Genomic DNA, 19,657 nt, shown 5'->3' with positions numbered 1-19,657 from the left:
ATATGGAAGAATTAGAAGGAAAGGTAATGATACGTGAACTTGTGGACTACTTTAAGTTCGAACAAGTTACAGGTGATGAAGAATCACTTAATCGTTGGGTTATTGTGCCAGATTTGAATCGCCCAGGGCTTGAACTTGCGGGTTTCTTTAAAGAAAATGAAACTCGACGCATAGTCATAATCGGTGATAAAGAATTAGCTTACATTGAAACATTAGATGAAGCTACGCAATTTGAACGTTTCAAGATTATTACAGATGCCTATACACCAATGATTGTTTTCTCAAGAAATAGAGAAGTGCCTTCAATCTTAATTGATGTTGCGAAGCAAATGAATTTCCCAATCTTTAAATCAGATTTACCAAGTTATCGTTTAATGGTAGACCTTGTTGCGTTCCTTGATGAACGATTAGCGCCATCAGATAGTCTTCATGGTGTGCTGATTAGTGTCTTTGGTAAAGGTGTATTAATTACTGGAGAAAGTGGAATGGGTAAAAGTGAAATTGCTCTAGAACTTATTCGTAGAGGACATGTTTTAGTTGCGGATGACCGTGTTGATGTTTCGAAAGTTCACAACAACTTAATTGGACATAGTCCAGAATTATTAATTGGCATGTTGGAAATTCGTGGTATTGGTATTATTGATGTTGCGAAAATGTTTGGTGCAAGTTCATTGCTTGCGAAAGATAATATTGATGTTGTGATTAAACTTGAAAAATATGATGACAAGATGGATTATGCTCGTGTAGGTATCGAAGAAGATAAGCATACAAACATTCTGGATATTCAAGTTCCTACAATCATACTTCCAGTTAAAGAAGGTAGAAGTATGGCAGTTCTTGTAGAATCTGCAGTAACAAACTTCCAACTAAAAGAAGCTGGGTTTAATAGTGCGAAAGAATTTGAAGAAAGAGTATTGCGCTATATTGAAACTCAAAACAAAGCAAATAAAGGAGCAAATAAAGAATGACATTATTCCCAGATATGCAGACCCTTGTACAGTTCGGAAACATTGGAATTAAGTGGTATGCAGTACTCATGATTGCAGGAGTTGGAGTCACGTTCCTGTTTAGTTTAAGAGAAATAAAGAAATGTGGCTATAACATTGAGGTTGCGGAAGATCTTGCGATTGGATGCTTTCTAGCGGGACTAGTAGGAGCGCGTATATGGTATTGTTTATTCTATGATCTTAGCTATTACTTGGCTGACCCAATTCGAATTTTACAAATCTATAATGGAGGTCTTGCGATTCAAGGTGGTTTACTTGCAGGTGCTCTCTATGGACTCTATTACGCAAAGAAACATAAACTTGATTTTGTAAGATTAGCGGATTGTATTGTTCCAAATATGTTGATTGCACAAGCTATCGGGCGTTGGGGTAATTTCTTAAACCAAGAAGCTCATGGTGTGGCAGTTACAGAAGCTTATTTTAAAAATTTCCCGGATTTTATTAAAAATACAATGAATATTGGTGGACAATACTATGTGCCAACATTCTTATATGAAAGTGTATTGAACTTGTTAGGATTTATCCTGATATACTTTGTAATCAAGAAACTAAATGAGAAATATCATTTCATGAAACGTGGTGATGGTGTTTATTTCTATCTTGTATGGTATGGATGGAGTCGCTTTATTGTAGAAGGAATGCGAACAGATAGTCTTATGTTTGGTCCTATTCGTATGGCTCAACTTATGTCAGTAGTATTCATCGTAGTGGGTGTGCTTGGATATTTGGGATTATTTAGAAAATTTATGAAGAATCCTAAACCACTTATGTTATTTGATCTAGATGGTACACTACTTGATACAGAACCAGCAATTTTAGAAACATATCGTCATTTATTTGAAAAATATCGCACTGCTGAAGAGTTCGATAAAGATAAACAATTAGAAGTATTAGGACCTCCACTTGCGAAGATGTTTCCAAAATATTTTCCGGATAAAAATGTTGATGAATTAATTAAAGAATACCGTGAGTATAACTTCAAAATTCATCCTGAATTTGTAAAGCCAATGGAAAATGCTGAAGATCTTTTAAAAACATTAAAAGAAGAAGGATATAAAATTGGTATTGTATCTACAAAGTTCAATGATGGAGTAAAACTAGGATTAGATTTATTTAATCTAACTCAATACGTGGATATTATTGTAGGACATAATGATGTAAAACATGGAAAACCTGATCCTGAAGGTATATTCAAAGCATGTGAATTATTAAATGAAGGACATGATTCATGTATCTATGTAGGTGATAGTGCGACGGATATTTATGCTGCTCACAATGCAGGTGTTTACTCAATTGGTTATATCTTTAATGAAGATCGAATCAAAGTATTAGAAGATGCAAAACCGAATGTTATTATTCGTGATTTAAAAGAAATAAAAGAAATAGTGAAGGAGGATCATCCATGGACGTACAATATGATGTAGTCATTGTAGGTGGTGGACCAGCTGGTATGACTGCGGCAATCTATGCATCTCGTGCAGGATTAAAAGTAGCCATGTTGGAAAAAGAAGCGCCAGGTGGAAAACTTATTAAAACATTTGAAATTCAAAATTATCCAAGTATTAAAGAAATGAATGGTGCAGACTTAGCTTATCAAATGTTTGAACATTCAACGCACTTTGGAGCTGAATATTTATATGGTGATATTACCAAAATTGAAGATGGTGAAGTAAAGAAAGTAATCTGTGCTGATGGAACAACATATACAGCACATGCGATTATTATAGCGACAGGTACAAAAGAACGTTTATTAAATATACCGAATGAAGACAAACTTACGGGTAAAGGGGTTTCTTATTGTGCGGTATGTGATGGAGCATTCTTTAGAGATAAAGTTGTGACAGTAATTGGTGGAGGAAATTCAGCATTAGAAGAATCACTCTACTTAACACAATTTGCATCTCAAGTGAATATTGTCATTCGTCGTGATGTCTTTAGAGCGGAACCAATCATTCAATCAAAAATTGAACAAGAACCGAAGATTCATATTATCAAGAAACATGTTCCAGTAGAGATTGTGGAAGTTGATGGTAAAGTAGGTGCGATTGTTCTTGAAGATGTAGAAACAAAAGAAAAAATGACTGTGGAAACAAAAGCAGTATTCCCATATATCGGTGCAGATCCAAATACAGAATTCGCAAAGGAATTAGATATTATGGATAAACAAGGTTATATCCTTGTGGATGAAAATATGGAAACAAAAGTAAAAGGAATCTTTGCAGCAGGCGATTGCATTAGTAAAGTACTTCGCCAAGTTGTAACTGCTTGCGGTGATGGTGCTGTTGCAGCACAAAGTGCATTTCATTATATTAAGGGATAAACTACTTTCGAGTAGTTTTCTTTTTATGTTCCTCATAGACAATGGGTATAGTAAAACCAAGTGGGAAATTGTATGATATATCTATCTATGTAAAAAAGGTGGTTAGTTATGTACATTGAATTTATGAATGCATTTGAACATCTAGAAGATGTATTGAAGTTACAAGTAAAAGAAAATCAAAACGATACAATTGAAACGGTAGAACAGTGTCTTAGTGAGGCTCGTGAATTAGCGTTGTGGAGACCGATATTAATAAAAGTGAATCAATGTAATGTTGGATTTGCCATGTATGGATTGTGGAAAGAAGAAGGAATAAATGGTCGCGTTTGGTTGGATCGTTTCTTCATAGATGAAAACTTTCAAGGTAGAGGTTACGCAAAAGAAATATTACCAAAACTAATTAATGAAATTATGGAAGAGTACCAAGTACATCAATTATTTTTAAGTGTATATGAAACCAACAAACCCGCAATCAACCTCTATGAAAAGTTTGGATTTAAGTTCAATGGAGAATTTGATATTAATCATGAACTTGTGATGATGAAGGAAATAGACTAAATGAAAAAAATATATAAAGTTATAATAGGTTTTATAGTTTGTATTGTTTCTTGTTTATCGATCCTATATTTACTATTCGTGAGTAATGCATTTGATTCATTTGATGTTGCCTATGAAATGGATTTTGATGGACATCATATTGAAGTAGGTAGTACAAAAATGTTTATCGAGATGCATATGGATGGAGAAAATAGAAACGTTGTAAGGTCAAATGATGGTAAAGAAATTCTTTTTACTTTTAATAGTGATACACCTCTTCTAACGGAAGAAGGTGAGGTTACTCCAATCGCAAATGTTGAGTTTAAAGGATGGGAATCGACACATAGTATTTATAAACTGGATACAAGTAAATCTTATTTTATTGATGAATTATTTTATACTTTATACGTAGATGAAGATGTTTATCAAATTGGACAACTCGATTCGACTGAATTAACGAACTTGATTTCATCCTTTCGTGAAAGAGAAGAACCCAAAGATGTAAATAAGTTTTTTGATGGAAATACAATGGAGTATGGAGTGATTTGCCCTATCTATGACTTGGATATGCAAACGGGGAATCTAGAAGAAACATCTTACTCAATTGCAATAAATAATTATGATGAAAAAATCATACTTTATTATCAACGTAGTATTGGTGAAGAAATACAAATTACTTGGTATGAAATTACAGATGAACAAAAAACAAATATAATATCACTCTTTACTACATACAAACAATTGAGCACATACAACTAATGTATGTGTTTTCTTTTAAAGTAATGCTTGACTTGGAGTTGACTCCAAGGGGTATGCTTAGGGTAGTTAAGGAGGTAATGTGATGGATAAGAAATTAAGTAGCTTCGAAAGAGGTGATGAATTACCTGAAGAATTCGCTAAATTCTTTAAGGGAAAAGCGTATTTAAACATGCTGACAACAAAAGATGTTAGTATTGGAAATGTAACATTTGAACCGGGATGTAGAAACAATTGGCATATACATCACAAAGGAGGGCAAATTCTTTTGGTAACGGGTGGTAAGGGTTATTACCAAGCTTATGGCAGTGAACCACTCTTACTTCAAGAAGGAGATGTTGTAGAAATACCAGCCGAAACAAAGCACTGGCATGGGGCGACAAGTGAAAGTTGGTTTTGTCATTTAGCGATTGAAATACCAGCACAAGGTTCATCAAATGAATGGCTAGAAGAAGTCAATGATTTACAATACAAACAAGTGGAGGAGAAAACACATGAATAATTTTGTATATGATATACCTACAAAGATTTATTTTGGTGAAAACCAACTAGGTAACTTAGGAAAAGAATTAAGTAAATTTGGTAAAAAAGTATTACTAACTTATGGTGGCGGAACAATTAAAAAAATAGGTCTTTATGACAAAGTTGTAAAAGAAATAAAAGATGCAGGTTTAGAATTATTTGAATTACCAGGTATTGAACCAAATCCAAGAATTGAATCAGTGCGCAAAGGTATTGAAATCTGTAAGAAAGAAAAGATTGATGTGCTACTTGCGGTTGGTGGAGGTTCTACTATCGATGCAACAAAATTTATGGCATCAGGTGCTTATGTAGAACATGATCCATGGGATTTCTTTGTGAACAATGCTCCAATTGAAAAAGCATTACCTCTTGTCACAATTCTTACACTTTCTGCAACAGGTTCAGAAATGGATACAGGTGGGGTTATAAGTAATCCAGAAACTCAAGATAAATTAGGAAGATTAGGTAGACCAATGTTACCTGCAGTGTCTTTCCTTGATCCTACAAATACCTACTCTGTTAATGCTTATCAAACTGCATGTGGTTCATCAGATATTATGTCTCACATCTTGGAAGTTTACTTCAACATGAATCAAGATTTATATATGTTGGATTGTTTTATGGAAGGGCTTATGAAAACGGTTATAAAATACGCGCCAATCGCAATGAAAGAACCTACAAACTATGAAGCTCGTGCTAATTTGATGTGGGCTTCTTCGTGGGCTATTAATGGATTTGTGAATGGTGGGAAAAGACAGGCGTGGAGTTGTCATCCAATTGAACATGAAGTATCTGCTATTTATGATATTACGCATGGCTTAGGACTTGCGATTCTAACCCCTCGCTGGATGGAATATTGTTTAAATGAAAAGACAGTAAGTAAATATGTGCAATTTGGTGTGAATGTATTTGGTATTGATTCAACACGACCACCAATGGAAATCGCAAAAGAAAGTATTCGTTTAATCAGTGACTTCTTCTTCAAACAACTAGAACTTAAGAGTACATTTAAAGAATTAAGTATTGATGATACAAACTTTGATATCATGGCTAAGAAAGCATGCAAGAACTCAACGATTGAAGGATTTGTACCACTTAACCAAGAAGATATAAAGAAAATATACGAAATGTGTTATTAGACTAAGCACTAACTATAAGTAGATATAAAATGAAAGAAACTTAATTATTCAAATGATTAAGTTTTTTTGTTTTTCTAAGGGTTTTTAAATAGAATAAAAGAAGGTATAATAGACAAGGAAAGAAGTAGGGCATTATGACAAAATATACACCAATGATGGAACAATACCTTGAAGTAAAGAAGGGATACTTAGATGCCCTTGTTTTTTATCGTTTAGGAGATTTCTATGAAATGTTCTTTGATGATGCAAAAATAGCTTCAAGTGAATTAGATCTTGTACTGACAGGTAGAAATGCAGGGGTAGAGGATAAAGTGCCAATGTGTGGAGTACCTCATCATGCAGTTACTTCGTATATTCAACGACTTGTACAAAGAGGATATAAAGTTGCGATTGTTGAACAACTAGAAGATCCATCTGTTGCACAAGGTATCGTAAAAAGAGATGTGGTTAAGGTTGTAACTCCTGGAACAATCATGGATGAGATCACAGATGAAAAAAATAGTATTTACCTTGCAAGTATTATTGACTATCAATATGGATTTGCGTTATCCATAGTTGAAATGTCTACAGGAGAAACACTACTTAAAAATATTGATAGAAATTGGGTTGTGTTATCACAAACAATTCTTAAGAATAATATCAAGGAAGTTGTATTAAACAATGACTTTGATGAAAAAGGGATTAAGATACTTCGTGAATTAGGGAATGTGGTTATCTCTTATTGTAATGAAACAAGTATTGAGGAACAATATCTAGATTTATGTGAAGAGATTAAGGAAGATAGAAACCGTGAAGCTTATGGTTTAATGATTCATTACTTAGAAGCAACACAAAAAAAGATGTTAGGACATCTTCAAGTTGTGGAAATCGAAAAAGAAGATGAAGTTCTGTATATGGATTTCTCCACACAACAAAACCTAGAACTTGTCGTACCACTAAGGGTACAAAGTAAGAGTGAAACCTTGTGGAGTTTTATGGATCGTTGTCAAAGTGCAATGGGTTCAAGACTACTCAAGAAGTGGGTAGAAAAACCACTAGTGGATAAAAAGAAAATAGAATTACGATTAGACCGTGTTGAAGTTTTAATGAAAAATTTCATGGTTAGGGAAGAGTTAAAAGAAAACTTATCCAAGGTATATGATGTGCAAAGACTTATCGCAAGAGTTGCGATGGGGAATGCAAATGCGATGGATTGCATACGTCTACAAAAAACTTTGAAAGCAGTGCCTGCGATATTTGATTGCCTTCAGGATTCAGTATTTGATGACCTAAAGAAGGGTGATCGACTTCAAGAACTACATATGCAATTAGAAAATGCATTTGTTGAAAATCCGCCACTTACCACAAAAGAAGGTGGTATGTTCCAAGATGGTTATAGTAAAGAACTTGATGAAATTCGAATGATTCAACGACAAGGAAAAGATTGGATTCTTGCGTTAGAAAATAGTGAAAAAGAAAAGACAGGTATTAAAACGCTAAAAATTGGTTACAATCGTGTATTTGGATATTATATTGAAGTTAGTAAAGGTGCGAATTCACAAATTAAGGATGAATTCGGATATATACGTAAACAAACATTAACGAATTGTGAGCGATATGTAACACAAGATTTAAAAGAAAAAGAAGATGCAATATTACATGCGGAAGAGAGATCAATTCGTATGGAATTACAACTTTTCCAAGAACTACTTGAAATGATTAAGGGGTATTTACCTAAACTTCAAAAGCTTGCGATGGTTCTTTCTGAGATTGATTGTGTTTATGCATTAAGTAATCTATGTAGTGAACAAGGATATGTTCGACCAGTATTTACTGGAAAAGACGTTTGTATCACACAAGGACGTCATCCAATCTTAGATAAGATGATGAAAGAAAAGCGTTATGTTGCGAATGACTTAGTTATGAATGATGAGAATGAAGTCTTAATCATTACAGGACCTAACATGGGTGGTAAAAGTACATACATGCGACAAATTGCACTTATTGTAGTCATGGCACAGATGGGATGTTTTGTTCCATGTAAGTCATGTGAGATGCCTTTATTTGATAAGATATTTACGCGTATTGGTGCAAGCGATGATATTCTATCAGGACAATCTACTTTCATGGTGGAAATGGCTGAAGCAAATCATGCGCTAACTTATGCAACGGATAAATCATTAATTCTATTTGACGAAATTGGTCGAGGTACATCGACATATGATGGTATGGCACTTGCTCAAGCAATGATAGAATATATTGCATCATGCATTCACGCTAAGACACTCTTTTCAACACACTACCACGAACTAACAACATTAGAAGAAAACATCGATTGTGTTAAAAATGTACACGTTGAAGTTCATGAAGAAGATGATCATGTGACCTTTATGTATCGAGTTAAAAAAGGTAGAGCAGATCGTTCCTATGGTATTAATGTTGCAAGACTTGCGAAATTACCAGACTCTGTACTGGATCGAGCAAAAGATTTATTAAAAGAATTAGAAAGCAATAAAAGGGTTGTTCAACAGTCATATCAAATTGTTGAATTGAAGAAAGAAGACACAAAAGAAACAAAAGTGATGGATATGCTAAATCTAGTAGATCCAAATGCACTAACTCCAATTCAAGCATTACAAATGATTGTGGATCTAAAAGAACAAATCAAATAACATAATTTCACATATTGTTAACAAAATCTAACTATAGAATATTGCTATATTATATATGCAAGAGATAATAACTTGCACGTATTAACACAACCCCCTATTGTGTTAGTAATATTCTATCCCCTTATATAAATATAAAAAAGAAGAGTCCGAGAGGACTTTTTCTTATTGTGAAATTGAAGTGATTCTATTCCGTGATATACTTGTTTCATGTGAGGTACAATTTATGAATAAGAAAATATGTTTTATTGGTTGTGGCAATATGGCGGAAGCGATTATAAGTGGCATGATTAAAAGTGGAGTAGATCCCCTCAACATCATTGCATCGAGAAGGGATGAAAGTAAATTAGAGGAATTACATAATCATTATGGAATTGATGTCACATCTTCTAATACTTCAGCATGTGCAATTGCGGATATTGTTTTTTTATGTGTTAAACCAAATATGATAGAGAAAATTTGCAATGAATTAAAAAATAATATTCTTCCTCAAGCAACAATTGTATCCATAGCTGCGGGAGTTACAATTAAACAACTTCAAGAGTGGTTGGGTAAGGATAGAAATATAGTTCGTGCTATGCCAAACACGCCAGCAATGGTTCAAGCTGGAATGACATCGCTAAGCCTAAGTGAAGGAATGAAACTGGAAACTCAATATGATAATGTACAAGATATTAAAATGTTATTTGAATGTTGTGGTCAATGCGAAATTGTGGATGAGTATTTAATTGATGCAGTAATTGGTGTTAGTGGATCTTCACCGGCTTATGTTTATATGATGATTGAAGCCATGGCTGATGGAGCAGTAAAAGAAGGTATGCCAAGAAAACAAGCTTACTTATTTGCAGCACAGGCAGTATATGGTTCGGCTAAGATGGTTTTAGAGTCTAATTTACATCCAGGAGAACTAAAAGATAGAGTAGCATCACCAGGAGGAACCACAATTGATGCGATTGCATCGCTAGAAAAAAATGGGTTCAGGAACGCTGTTATAGAAGCGGTTGTAACTGCTGCGGAGAAAAACAAGAAAATGTAAAGGAATTCAATGATATGAATTCTTTTTTTTATTCAAAAAAAAGAATTAACTACTAAATAAATTAGGAGTTAATTCATAGTGATGTTTTTATTCTTTAGTTTTGTTTTCTTTTATAATATAAAGACTATCATTTAATAAATTTATAAAATCTGTTTCACTTAATGGTTTCGAGAAATAATAACCTTGAATATAATCACAACCAACACTCTTCAGAAATAATACTTGCGCATAGATTTCTACACCCTCAGCAACTAGTTTTAAATTTAAGTCGTGTACGAGAGTGACGATATTTCGAATGATGGTTTTGGAACGAGCTTTTTCTTCTTCCATCGTAACCAATAAAAATCCACGATCCAGTTTTACAACATTTAATGGCATAGAACGCAAAGAGTTTAATGATGAATATGCTTGACCAAAGTCATCCATTGCAACTGAATATCCTTCTTGTTGAAGCTGTCCTAAGATAGAGATAGAAATTTCAGAGTCGTAAGTCATTGCAGTTTCTGTACATTCAATTTCGATACAACTTTTTGGAAGATCATAGTGATCGACAATTGAATTTAAGATGGGAATGAAATCATTACTGAATAAATGAACCCGAGAGAAGTTAGATGAAATTGGGAATAATTCTTTTCCTTGATCAAGACGACTTCGTTGGAATTTGCATACTTGTTCAAGCACATAGAAATCGAGTTTTTGAATTTGACCATTTTTTTCAAATAATTCAATAAAACTAGATGGAGGAATAACTTTACCCTCACTATTAATCCACCGGACTAATGCTTCAGCACCAGCAATTTTATTTGTTTTAACATCGACTTTTGGTTGATAATATACGACAAACTCTTTTTGTTTTAAGGCTTGATTAAAATAAGCAAGCATTCGAGTCTCATTTTGTTGTATGTCATGTAGGTTTTTATCAAATATTCGAATCATTGTGTTTGGATCGTTTTTCGCTATTTTCTTTGCCATAGCAGCATAATCAAACATTTTAGAAATCGGAATATTGTGATCATCAACGACATAGATACCAAAGTTAAAACGCATACTTGCATCTATAAGTTGACTCAAGATATCATTTGCACGTTTAATATCAGCTACTAATTCTTCGATATTTTCTTTATATGATATTACGCGGAAATTATCGGCATACGATCGACATATCGCGTCTTGATCACATAGGAAAGAAGTTACAACTTCGACAATCTTCTTTAATAGGATATCACCTTGTGCTTTACCATATAAATCATTGTAGCTACTAAAATGTGAAAGATCAAAATCAGTAATGAAGAAATGCTTATTGGAACGACTAAGAATTTTTGAAACTTGAAGTTCAAAACCTGCATCAGTATAAGCACCTGTCAAATTATCGTTGGATAAAATAACTTTTTCTTTTTGTGAATTTAGCAATCGAATGATGAGTATAAATAGAATTGAAACAACTGTAACACCTGCAAAAATAAGGAACCGATATTTGAAGAACAATTCAAAGATTGAATATTTGTAAGGATTGTTGATAATGTAAGTCATTTGAATATTGTTGTATTCATCCTCGCTTATTGCGGCAAGAGTTTTATTAACTATAGAAATAATTATTTGATTTTCTGGTGTATTCGTTGTCATAATAACACTGTCAACAACACGTTGATAAGGTGCTAGAACAGTAAGATTTTCATTGAAGGGACTTTGTAATTCATAAATACCAACATAACGACTTATCATTGCTAAATCTGCTTTTCCTTGATTGACTGCCCGTATAACGTCTTCATTTGATGGGTATAAAATGATTTCGTGATTGGGGAATTGCATTTGAGAAAACTCATAACCTGCTTGATATCCTTGCATAACTGCAATTTTACCTGTTTCTAGAATGGCAGGATTTGTATCTTTTTTAGCTATACAAGTTGCAGAACCATCGCAAAAACGATCCGATAAAAGTAGATTCTCGTTTTGTTCAAAGACATCTAAACGAATAGTACCTGCAACGATTTGAAATTCATGATTAATTAATGCTTCATAAGGAGTTTTTTGTTCGATAGGTACACAAACAAATTCAAAATTTAATCCAGATAATTCAGAAATGAGATGAAGCATTTCAACATTTGTACCTTTAAATGAACCTCCTTCATAAGGACAAGCAGATAAAGGATAAACATGAGGTATGATTCCTGTTACAATTGGATTATCTTTTGTACGTTCGATATATTCTTTCTCTTCAGCGGTAAACTCGATTTTTTCTTCAGCAAAAACAGGGATTGGAGATATCCATCCGAGAGTTAGTAAAAGTATATTGATTAAAAGTACGCTGAATTTGAAAGTTTTACTCATTTGATATCTCCTGTATTATTAGGAAGTAATAGGTCATAAAGAAATATATAAGTCTATTCTATCATAAAGGGATAAAGGCAACAATGACTCAAAAAGACTAAACATTACTCAATTTGTTGGGGAAAATCACCTAAATAACATAATTTTACATATTCACCACAAATTATTGCGTTAGAGTATTGGTATAGTATAGTCACAAGCTAATAATAAGCTTGTGTAACACAATTCCCCTGTTGTGTTATCGTTATTCTATCCCCTTATATATAAAAAAGAAGAAACTCCCTTGAGGAGTCTTTTCTTGCGCGCTTGTTCTACAAAAGAAGCTACAAAAATGGTAAACTAATACATGAAGATTAGAGTGAGGTAACAAGATGGGTGTTATACAAGCATTAGATACACAACTTACAAATATGATTGCGGCTGGAGAAGTTGTAGAAAGACCAATGGGGATTGTAAAAGAATTGGTTGAGAATGCTCTTGATGCCAAAGCAACACGCATTGATATCCTTGTACAACAAGGTGGTATACAAAGTATTCAAGTCGTTGATAATGGAGTTGGGATGGACAGTGAAGATGCAACGATGGCATTTGAGCGACATGCAACTAGTAAAATAGCCAATACGAAAGATTTGTGGTCAATAAAAACATTGGGATTTAGAGGAGAGGCATTACCTTCTATCGCTTCTGTATCAGAAGTTAATTTGGAAACAAACAATGGAGAACAAAGTACGCGAGTTGAAATTAAATATGGGAAACTCATTAGTGCTCGTCCTTATCCTTGTAATCAAGGAACGATGATTCAAATATCAGGATTGTTTCAAAAAACACCGGCGCGGTTAAAACATCTAAAAACTGTACCTTATGAAAATTCCTTAATTAGTGATGTTGTACAAAAATTTGCGCTATCTCATCCAGAAGTTGCATTCTCTTTTACAAGTGACAATAAACAAACTTTCAAAACTTCAGGATCAAATGATTTGTTAGAAGTAGTTTATCAACTCTATGGAAAAGATATCGCTAAAAATTCTATTATGATTGATGATGGAGATACAGACTATAGAGTTCATGGAGTATGTGTTCATCCGCAATTTAATCGAGCAACAAGAAATGCAATAAGTGTTTTTCTAAATGGAAGAATGGTTCGTCCATATCGTATACAAAAAGCAATTATTGATAGTTATGCAAATTATATACCAAGTGATCGTTATCCAATTGTCGTATTAAATATTACAATGGATTCTCAACTTGTTGATGTGAATGTGCATCCAAGTAAATGGGAAGTACGATTATCTAAGGAACAACAACTTGAATATTTATTGCGTGAAATTATACCCAATGCAATACGAGAACATATTCAAGCTCCAATCGTAAATATGGAACGCGTAGTAAAAGAAAAAGTAGAAATACAAAGTCTATTTGAAAATAATGATTTACCAATTCAACAGACTGTTAAAGAAGAGAACCAAAGTTATACACCCATTCAAAATGCAATTCAATTAAAACCACAAGAGACTGAAGTTATAAATAGGGTAGAAACCAAAGAAGAACCTAGAATGGTTGAAACGGTTATTGAAGAAAAAATAGTACCACTTGCAAAAAAAGAATTTCCAATACTAAAAGTTATTGGACAAATGCATGGTAAGTATATTTTGTGTGAAGGAGTTGAGGGATTGTATATCATTGATCAACATGCTGCACAAGAAAGAGTGCATTATGAACAACTTCTAACAGAAATGGAAAGTGCCCAACATACAATGACGCAATGTTTAGTGCCACATATGATTCATACTACTCATGATTTAGTAAGAAGAGTGGATGAGATGAATAATGTTGTCAAAGACTTAGGTATTCAATTCGAAGTGTTTGGAGATGATTCATTTGTTGTTCGAGAAATTCCAATATGGTTAAAGGATGTGGATGAAGCAATTTTCCTACAAGACTTAGTAGATAGTTTCAAAGATGAAAAAGAAATATCAAAGAGTAAAATACACAAACACAAAATAGCGACAATGGCATGTCACCACTCAATTCGCTTCAATCGTATTTTGAATGAGATTGAAATGAATGAGGTCTTATCACAACTTGCATCATGCAATCAACCATATCATTGCCCTCATGGAAGACCAACGTTTATTTGTATAGATGCAACGCGATTGGAAAAGGAGTTTTTACGATGAAAAAAGTATTAGTAATTGTAGGGCCGACAGCCGTTGGTAAAACAAGTTTTTCAATCGAATTAGCGAAACAACTAAATGGTGAAATCATTAGTGGCGATTCAATACAAGTCTATCGTGGGCTAGATATTGGATCAGGTAAAATTAAACCAGATGAGATGCGAGATATTCCGCACTATTGTATCGATATATTAGAACCTACTGATAATTATAGTGTTGCGGATTTCCAATTACATGCAAGAGAAAAGATTGATGAAATCACTGAACGAAATTGCTTGCCAATGATTGTGGGTGGTACTGGTTTATATATCAAAGCGTGTGTATATGATTATGTTTTTGAGAAACAACCAGATGAATATCCAGAACTCATTAAAAAATATGAATCAATGACGAATGATGATTTGGTAGATTATCTAAAGACTTTTGACAATGAACAGGCAATGAGTATTCATCCAAACAATCGTAAACGTCTCATTCGTGCGTGTTTGATTTATGATACTACAAGCATTACTAAATCAGAAATCATCGCAAATCAAGAACACAAACCAATTGTGGATGCATTCATATTGGGATGCACATTACCACGAGATGTGTTGTACGAGAGAATAAATCAACGTGTAGAAAAAATGGTAAATGATGGTTTGGAACAAGAAGTTCAAACGTTGATTAAAAATGGTGTTAAGTTTACAGATCAAGCTATGCAAGGAATTGGCTATCGTGAATGGCAAGGTTATTTCAACAAGACAGTGTCATTACAAGAAACAATAGAAGAAATTCAAAAACATTCTCGCCAATTTGCGAAGAGACAATATACATGGTTTAATAATCAAACACCGATTCATTGGGTTGATATGAATGATGAAGATTCAATTAAAAAAACAAAAGAACTGATTGAAAATTGGAGAAATAAAAGTGAGTAATCCATTAGAAAGAGTAGAACTTTTAGTTGGAAAAGATAAAGTAGATTCACTTCGAAATGCGAGTGTATTGATTGTCGGTGTTGGTGGTGTGGGATCTTATGCTGCAGAAGCATTATCAAGAAGCGGTATTGGAAAACTAATCCTTGTGGATCATGATGTAGTAGCATTAAGTAATTTAAATCGGCAAATACTTGCGACCTATCCAACAATAGGCAAGCAAAAAACAGAATGTATGAAAGAACGCATTGTATCTTTTAATGATCAATGTGAAGTTGAATGTATAAATGAATTCTTTAGTTTAGAATTAGAATATATATTTAATCAAAAGATAGATTATGTAATTGATGCGATTGATACAGTAACTGCGAAACTAGATTTAATTGAGTTATGTCATAAAAATAAGATTCCATGCATTAGTTCACTGGGGATGGCAAATCGATTCGATCCAAGTAAAGTAATACAAACAACATTAGATAAAACGACATATGATCCACTAGCGAAAGCATTACGCGATCTAGTTAAAAAGAGAAATATAAAATATAAAATACATGTGGCATTTTCAACAGAAATACCATTTAAACAAAATGTTGAAACTAATCCTGATGGTAAGACAAGAAAAGAAAGAATACCACCTGCAAGTATGGTCTTTGTACCTGCTGCATCAGGATTATTGTGTGCTAGTATCGTGACAAGAACTTTACTAGGTATAAATAAGAAGTAAGAAGAGGAATCATGGTGATAAAATCATCATGATTTTCTTAATCATGCCGATTAAAGCGAAGATTGCTTATATATATTAGCTATATGCTTAAATGTTTTCTTTTATAAGCAACCTTGGTATAATATGGCAAAGAAGGGAGGCATATGATGATATTAGAAGAAAGTAGATTTACAGAACTTTACCACAAATACCAAATATTTGAAGTAGATGATCTGACAGAAGAATGTAAAGAATTGGTAGATGTAAGTGTTGAAGATTGTTTTATGCTAACCACATGTATGATCGATGCTGCAGGAAATTTAGTATTTCCGGTGCTTGCGATAGGCAATTCAATAGATAGTTGTGAAAAAGGTTTAGATATACAAGAACCCCTAGCGTTATTTAGTTCATTCGATATCGTTGCCTATGAGTTTGATATTGTTGAACAACCAACATTTAAGATGCAAGTCAAAGGTGCTGCATTATTTGAAGATGAAGACTGTACTCGTGAGTTAGCTCAAGTACGTAATATTAAAGAATTAGATTATCAACGTGATATTCACTATCCAGACATTCTAAACGTTCATTTCTTAAGTGATGGAAAATTCTATAAATATTTGGTAGAATCAGTAGAGTACAATTCTAAGTTTATTGAAGGACGTCTTCTTAAAGAGCCTGAAAAAGACATTGGTATTCACCAAAATGAGAAAGTAGATATTGTACCTGTGTTACTCAATAATCAAATTCAATTAGTATCCGCTAATAGTTCGGTTCATGTGAATGATGAAACATTTGAGAAACTAAAAGATTTTGTAAATGATATATTGGAAGAATATCCAGAAGTTATTAAAGGAAAGAAATCATAAAATGGTATTTCGGTACCATTTTAGTTTGGAGGAAACAAATGAGTAAATCATCAACAAGAATGTTCACATGCCCTAAATGTGGAAAAGATTACGAAATTGAGATTTGGGAAAGTATTAATGTTGAGCTAGACCCAGATTTAAGAGAAAAATTATTTCACAATGAAATATTCAAAGTGGAATGTCCACATTGCCATGATGTATATCAAGTAGTATATCCTTGTTTATATCATGATCCAGAAAATAAGATTATGGTTTATTTAATCGATGATAAAATTGAGAAAGAATTAGAAGCTAATCCAAAAATACCATTTGATGTAATTCCTGGGTATACCTATAGATATTGTAAGAAAATCATGGAGTTTGTTGAAAAGGTACGTATATTAGAAGAAGGTTTAGATGACCGAATTGTCGAGATGGCAAAAATGTTTTGTGAGAAGCAAATTATTGATTCAAAGAAAGCGACACTCGAAGAAATTGAGTTTACTGTATATAATACAAGACGAGAGAATATGGTAGAGATCATATCTGTACTTAAGGAAGAACCTGTACGTATGCAATTAAATTATGAACAATTTGAAGAAATCTTCTTAAGAGAAGAAGATGGATATGAAATAGAACCAAATCGTTTTGTAAGAGTAAATCGCAATTGGATGTTGGATCGTGCTACAAGAGAATATGTTAAGAATATTAGCTAAATTCTTTAAAAAAATGAATAAATAAAAAATTACCGCTTTATAGTCTAGAAGAATGTTTTTCTGAACAGACTGAAAGTGGTATTTTTTATATGAAAGTAGAGGAAAAAATATGAAAATAGCACTAATTAATGAATTTTCACAAGCTTCAAAGAATGCAATCGTATTAGAACAATTAAAATCAGTTGTAGAACCAATGGGACACACAGTATTCAACACAGGTATGCAATATGTAAACAATCCACAAGATTTACCTACTGACTACAGTGAAGAAAATCCACGTCTTACTTATATGAATATCTCAGTACAAGCAGCTTTACTACTTAATTCAAAAGCAGTTGATTTCGTTGTTACTGGATGTGGTACTGGTCAAGGAGCACTAATGGCATGTAATATGTTTCCAGGTGTAAACTGTGGATATTGTATTGAACCAACAGATGCTTACTTATTCTTACAAATCAACGATGGAAATGCATTGTCAATTCCATATGCAAAAGGTTTTGGATGGGGTGCAGAATTAAATATCAAAACAATCTTTGAAAAAGCGTTTGGTTCTCCAAAAGGACAAGGATACCCACAAGATCGTAAAGAATCTCAAAATAGAAACGTTAGAATTCTTGCAGAAGTTAAACGTCAAGTTGGTAAACCAGTATTAGAAGCTCTTAGCTCAATCGATCCAGCTTTATTAAAAGGATCATTAACTAAAAATTTCCAAGAATGTTTCTTCGCTAATTGCCAAGATGAAGAGTATATTAAGTTTGTTAAGGAAGCTTTAGCAAAATAATGAAAGAAGTTATTTTACCATCGTATTCGATTGGCAAGGATAGCTATGAAGCAATTGGAAAAATTAGTCGCTTATATGGAAATAAAATAGTTTTAATTCACGGTGAAAAAGCTTATAAAGCATGCCAAGAAAAATTAAACAGTTATATTAGAAAATTTGATTGTAAAATACTTAAGAGTTATCTCTATGGTAATGATGCAACTTATGAAAATGTGGATTCTATTATCAATGATAATGAAGTTCAAAATGCAGATATGATTTTCGCTATTGGTGGTGGTAAATGTATCGATACTTGTAAGGTAATAGGAGATAAATGCAATATACCTGTAATTACTGTACCAACAATTGCATCGACATGTGCAGCAGTAACGAAGATATCAATTATGTATACGGAAGATCATTTGTTTAAAGATATTTATCATTGTAGAAAAGCACCAAACTATTGCATGATTGATACAGAAGTTATTATGAATGCTCCACTGCAATATTTGTGGGCAGGAATTGGTGATACAGTTGCGAAGAATGTTGAAACATATTTCTCGTGTAGAAATGATGAAATAGAATATACGGATGAACTAGCCCTTCAAGTAAGTAATCTATGTTATGATTCAATTGTAAAACATGCAACTAAAGGATACCGTGATGCAGAAGCAAAAATCTTATCAAAGGAACTTGAAGCAACCATACAAAATATTCTTGTTTCAACAGGTATCGTTTCGTTGATTATTAATGCAGATTATAATAGTGCGTTAGCACATGCTTTATTTTATGGTCTGACTTGTAGAAAAGAAATAGAAGAAAAGCATTTCCATGGAGAAGTAGTTTCTTATGGTGTTCTAATTCAATTAATTGTTGATAAACAATATGATAAATTAAATAAAACAATTGAATTCTATAAAACCATTGGATTACCAATTTGTTTAAACGATTTAGGTATTAGTAAAGATGATCCATTAGAAGATGTATTGGAACTAACGCTTAAAAACAAAGAATTAGATCACATACCTTATCCAATCACAAAGGAAATGATACGTGAAGCAATTGATTATTTAGAAGTTTAATCAAAACCTCGAAAGAGGTTTTTTAATCTATTAGGAAAGTTCTCTGCGATTAAAGTAAAGATACAGCGATGAACTGAGGACATGCGATAAGGAATATGCGTGAAAGTTCAGTGAAATAGACTTGAATCATATTCAAGTTATGAAGATTTTATGTTAGAATATATTCA

Annotated in this window: 17 protein-coding genes; 16 read left to right on the top strand and 1 reads right to left on the bottom strand. The window is 33.0% G+C overall.

Features of this window, described 5'->3' with window-relative positions; genetic code table 11:
* Nucleotides 1-2 precede the first annotated feature (2 nt).
* From hprK to proC, 9 genes are all read left to right on the top strand, one after another.
* A complete protein-coding gene (gene hprK / locus RR643_RS05925) occupies nt 3-968 on the top strand; it encodes an HPr(Ser) kinase/phosphatase (RefSeq protein ID WP_332469065.1) in 966 nt (321 codons plus the stop codon).
* The gene (gene lgt, locus RR643_RS05920) at nt 965-2,431 is read left to right on the top strand and encodes a prolipoprotein diacylglyceryl transferase (RefSeq protein ID WP_332482658.1); all 1,467 of its coding nucleotides are present in this window, start codon (nt 965-967) and stop codon (nt 2,429-2,431) included. Before hprK ends, lgt begins: the two co-directional genes overlap by 4 nt.
* Nucleotides 2,410-3,327 (top strand): thioredoxin-disulfide reductase, encoded by a 918-nt coding sequence (gene trxB, locus RR643_RS05915; protein ID WP_332482657.1) that lies wholly within the window; start codon nt 2,410-2,412, stop codon nt 3,325-3,327. Before lgt ends, trxB begins: the two co-directional genes overlap by 22 nt.
* Before the next feature lie 108 nt (nt 3,328-3,435).
* Nucleotides 3,436-3,885: a GNAT family N-acetyltransferase gene (locus RR643_RS05910; RefSeq protein WP_332482656.1), complete on the top strand. Its 450-nt coding sequence runs from the start codon at nt 3,436-3,438 to the stop codon at nt 3,883-3,885.
* Entirely contained in the window at nt 3,886-4,623 is a 738-nt protein-coding gene (locus RR643_RS05905) for a hypothetical protein (protein WP_332482655.1), read from the top strand.
* Nucleotides 4,624-4,705: 82 nt separating this feature from the next.
* Entirely contained in the window at nt 4,706-5,122 is a 417-nt protein-coding gene (locus tag RR643_RS05900) for a cupin domain-containing protein (RefSeq protein ID WP_332482654.1), read from the top strand.
* A complete protein-coding gene (locus RR643_RS05895; protein WP_332469059.1) occupies nt 5,115-6,281 on the top strand; it encodes an iron-containing alcohol dehydrogenase in 1,167 nt (388 codons plus the stop codon). The genes RR643_RS05900 and RR643_RS05895 overlap by 8 nt, the downstream gene beginning before the upstream one ends.
* A 134-nt stretch (nt 6,282-6,415) precedes the next feature.
* Complete coding sequence (gene mutS, locus RR643_RS05890) at nt 6,416-8,932, top strand: DNA mismatch repair protein MutS (protein ID WP_332482653.1); 2,517 nt, start codon at nt 6,416-6,418, stop codon at nt 8,930-8,932.
* A 223-nt stretch (nt 8,933-9,155) separates the two neighbouring features.
* A complete protein-coding gene (gene proC, locus RR643_RS05885) occupies nt 9,156-9,965 on the top strand; it encodes a pyrroline-5-carboxylate reductase (RefSeq protein ID WP_332482652.1) in 810 nt (269 codons plus the stop codon).
* 87 nt (nt 9,966-10,052) lie between these two features.
* On the opposite strand, the gene RR643_RS05880 is transcribed toward proC, so the two are convergent.
* Nucleotides 10,053-12,293: an EAL domain-containing protein gene (locus RR643_RS05880; RefSeq protein ID WP_332482651.1), complete on the bottom strand. Its 2,241-nt coding sequence runs from the start codon at nt 12,291-12,293 to the stop codon at nt 10,053-10,055.
* A gap of 371 nt (nt 12,294-12,664) precedes the next feature.
* On the opposite strand from RR643_RS05880, the gene mutL reads away from it, so the two are divergent.
* The 7 genes from mutL to RR643_RS05845 all read left to right on the top strand — a co-directional run bounded on the left by mutL (nt 12,665) and on the right by RR643_RS05845 (nt 19,490).
* A complete protein-coding gene (mutL, locus tag RR643_RS05875; RefSeq protein WP_332482650.1) occupies nt 12,665-14,470 on the top strand; it encodes a DNA mismatch repair endonuclease MutL in 1,806 nt (601 codons plus the stop codon).
* A complete protein-coding gene (miaA, locus tag RR643_RS05870) occupies nt 14,467-15,387 on the top strand; it encodes a tRNA (adenosine(37)-N6)-dimethylallyltransferase MiaA (RefSeq protein WP_332482649.1) in 921 nt (306 codons plus the stop codon). The genes mutL and miaA overlap by 4 nt, the downstream gene beginning before the upstream one ends.
* Nucleotides 15,380-16,108, top strand: a complete 729-nt coding sequence (locus tag RR643_RS05865) for a tRNA threonylcarbamoyladenosine dehydratase (protein ID WP_332482648.1) — start codon at nt 15,380-15,382, stop codon at nt 16,106-16,108. Before miaA ends, RR643_RS05865 begins: the two co-directional genes overlap by 8 nt.
* 146 nt (nt 16,109-16,254) lie before the next feature.
* Entirely contained in the window at nt 16,255-16,953 is a 699-nt protein-coding gene (locus tag RR643_RS05860) for a hypothetical protein (RefSeq protein ID WP_332482647.1), read from the top strand.
* 38 nt (nt 16,954-16,991) lie between these two features.
* On the top strand, nt 16,992-17,648 hold the full coding sequence (locus RR643_RS05855) for a CpXC domain-containing protein (protein WP_332482646.1): 657 nt from the start codon (nt 16,992-16,994) through the stop codon (nt 17,646-17,648).
* Between the two features lie 109 nt (nt 17,649-17,757).
* Nucleotides 17,758-18,429 (top strand): RpiB/LacA/LacB family sugar-phosphate isomerase, encoded by a 672-nt coding sequence (locus RR643_RS05850; protein WP_332469050.1) that lies wholly within the window; start codon nt 17,758-17,760, stop codon nt 18,427-18,429.
* Entirely contained in the window at nt 18,429-19,490 is a 1,062-nt protein-coding gene (locus tag RR643_RS05845; RefSeq protein ID WP_332482645.1) for an iron-containing alcohol dehydrogenase family protein, read from the top strand. Before RR643_RS05850 ends, RR643_RS05845 begins: the two co-directional genes overlap by 1 nt.
* Nucleotides 19,491-19,657: the final 167 nt, after the last annotated feature.

The organism is Anaerorhabdus sp. (genome assembly GCF_036637135.1).
Taxonomy (GTDB): Bacteria; Bacillota_I; Bacilli_A; order Erysipelotrichales; family Erysipelotrichaceae; genus Anaerorhabdus.
This window is presented reverse-complemented; position numbering and strand designations above follow the sequence as displayed.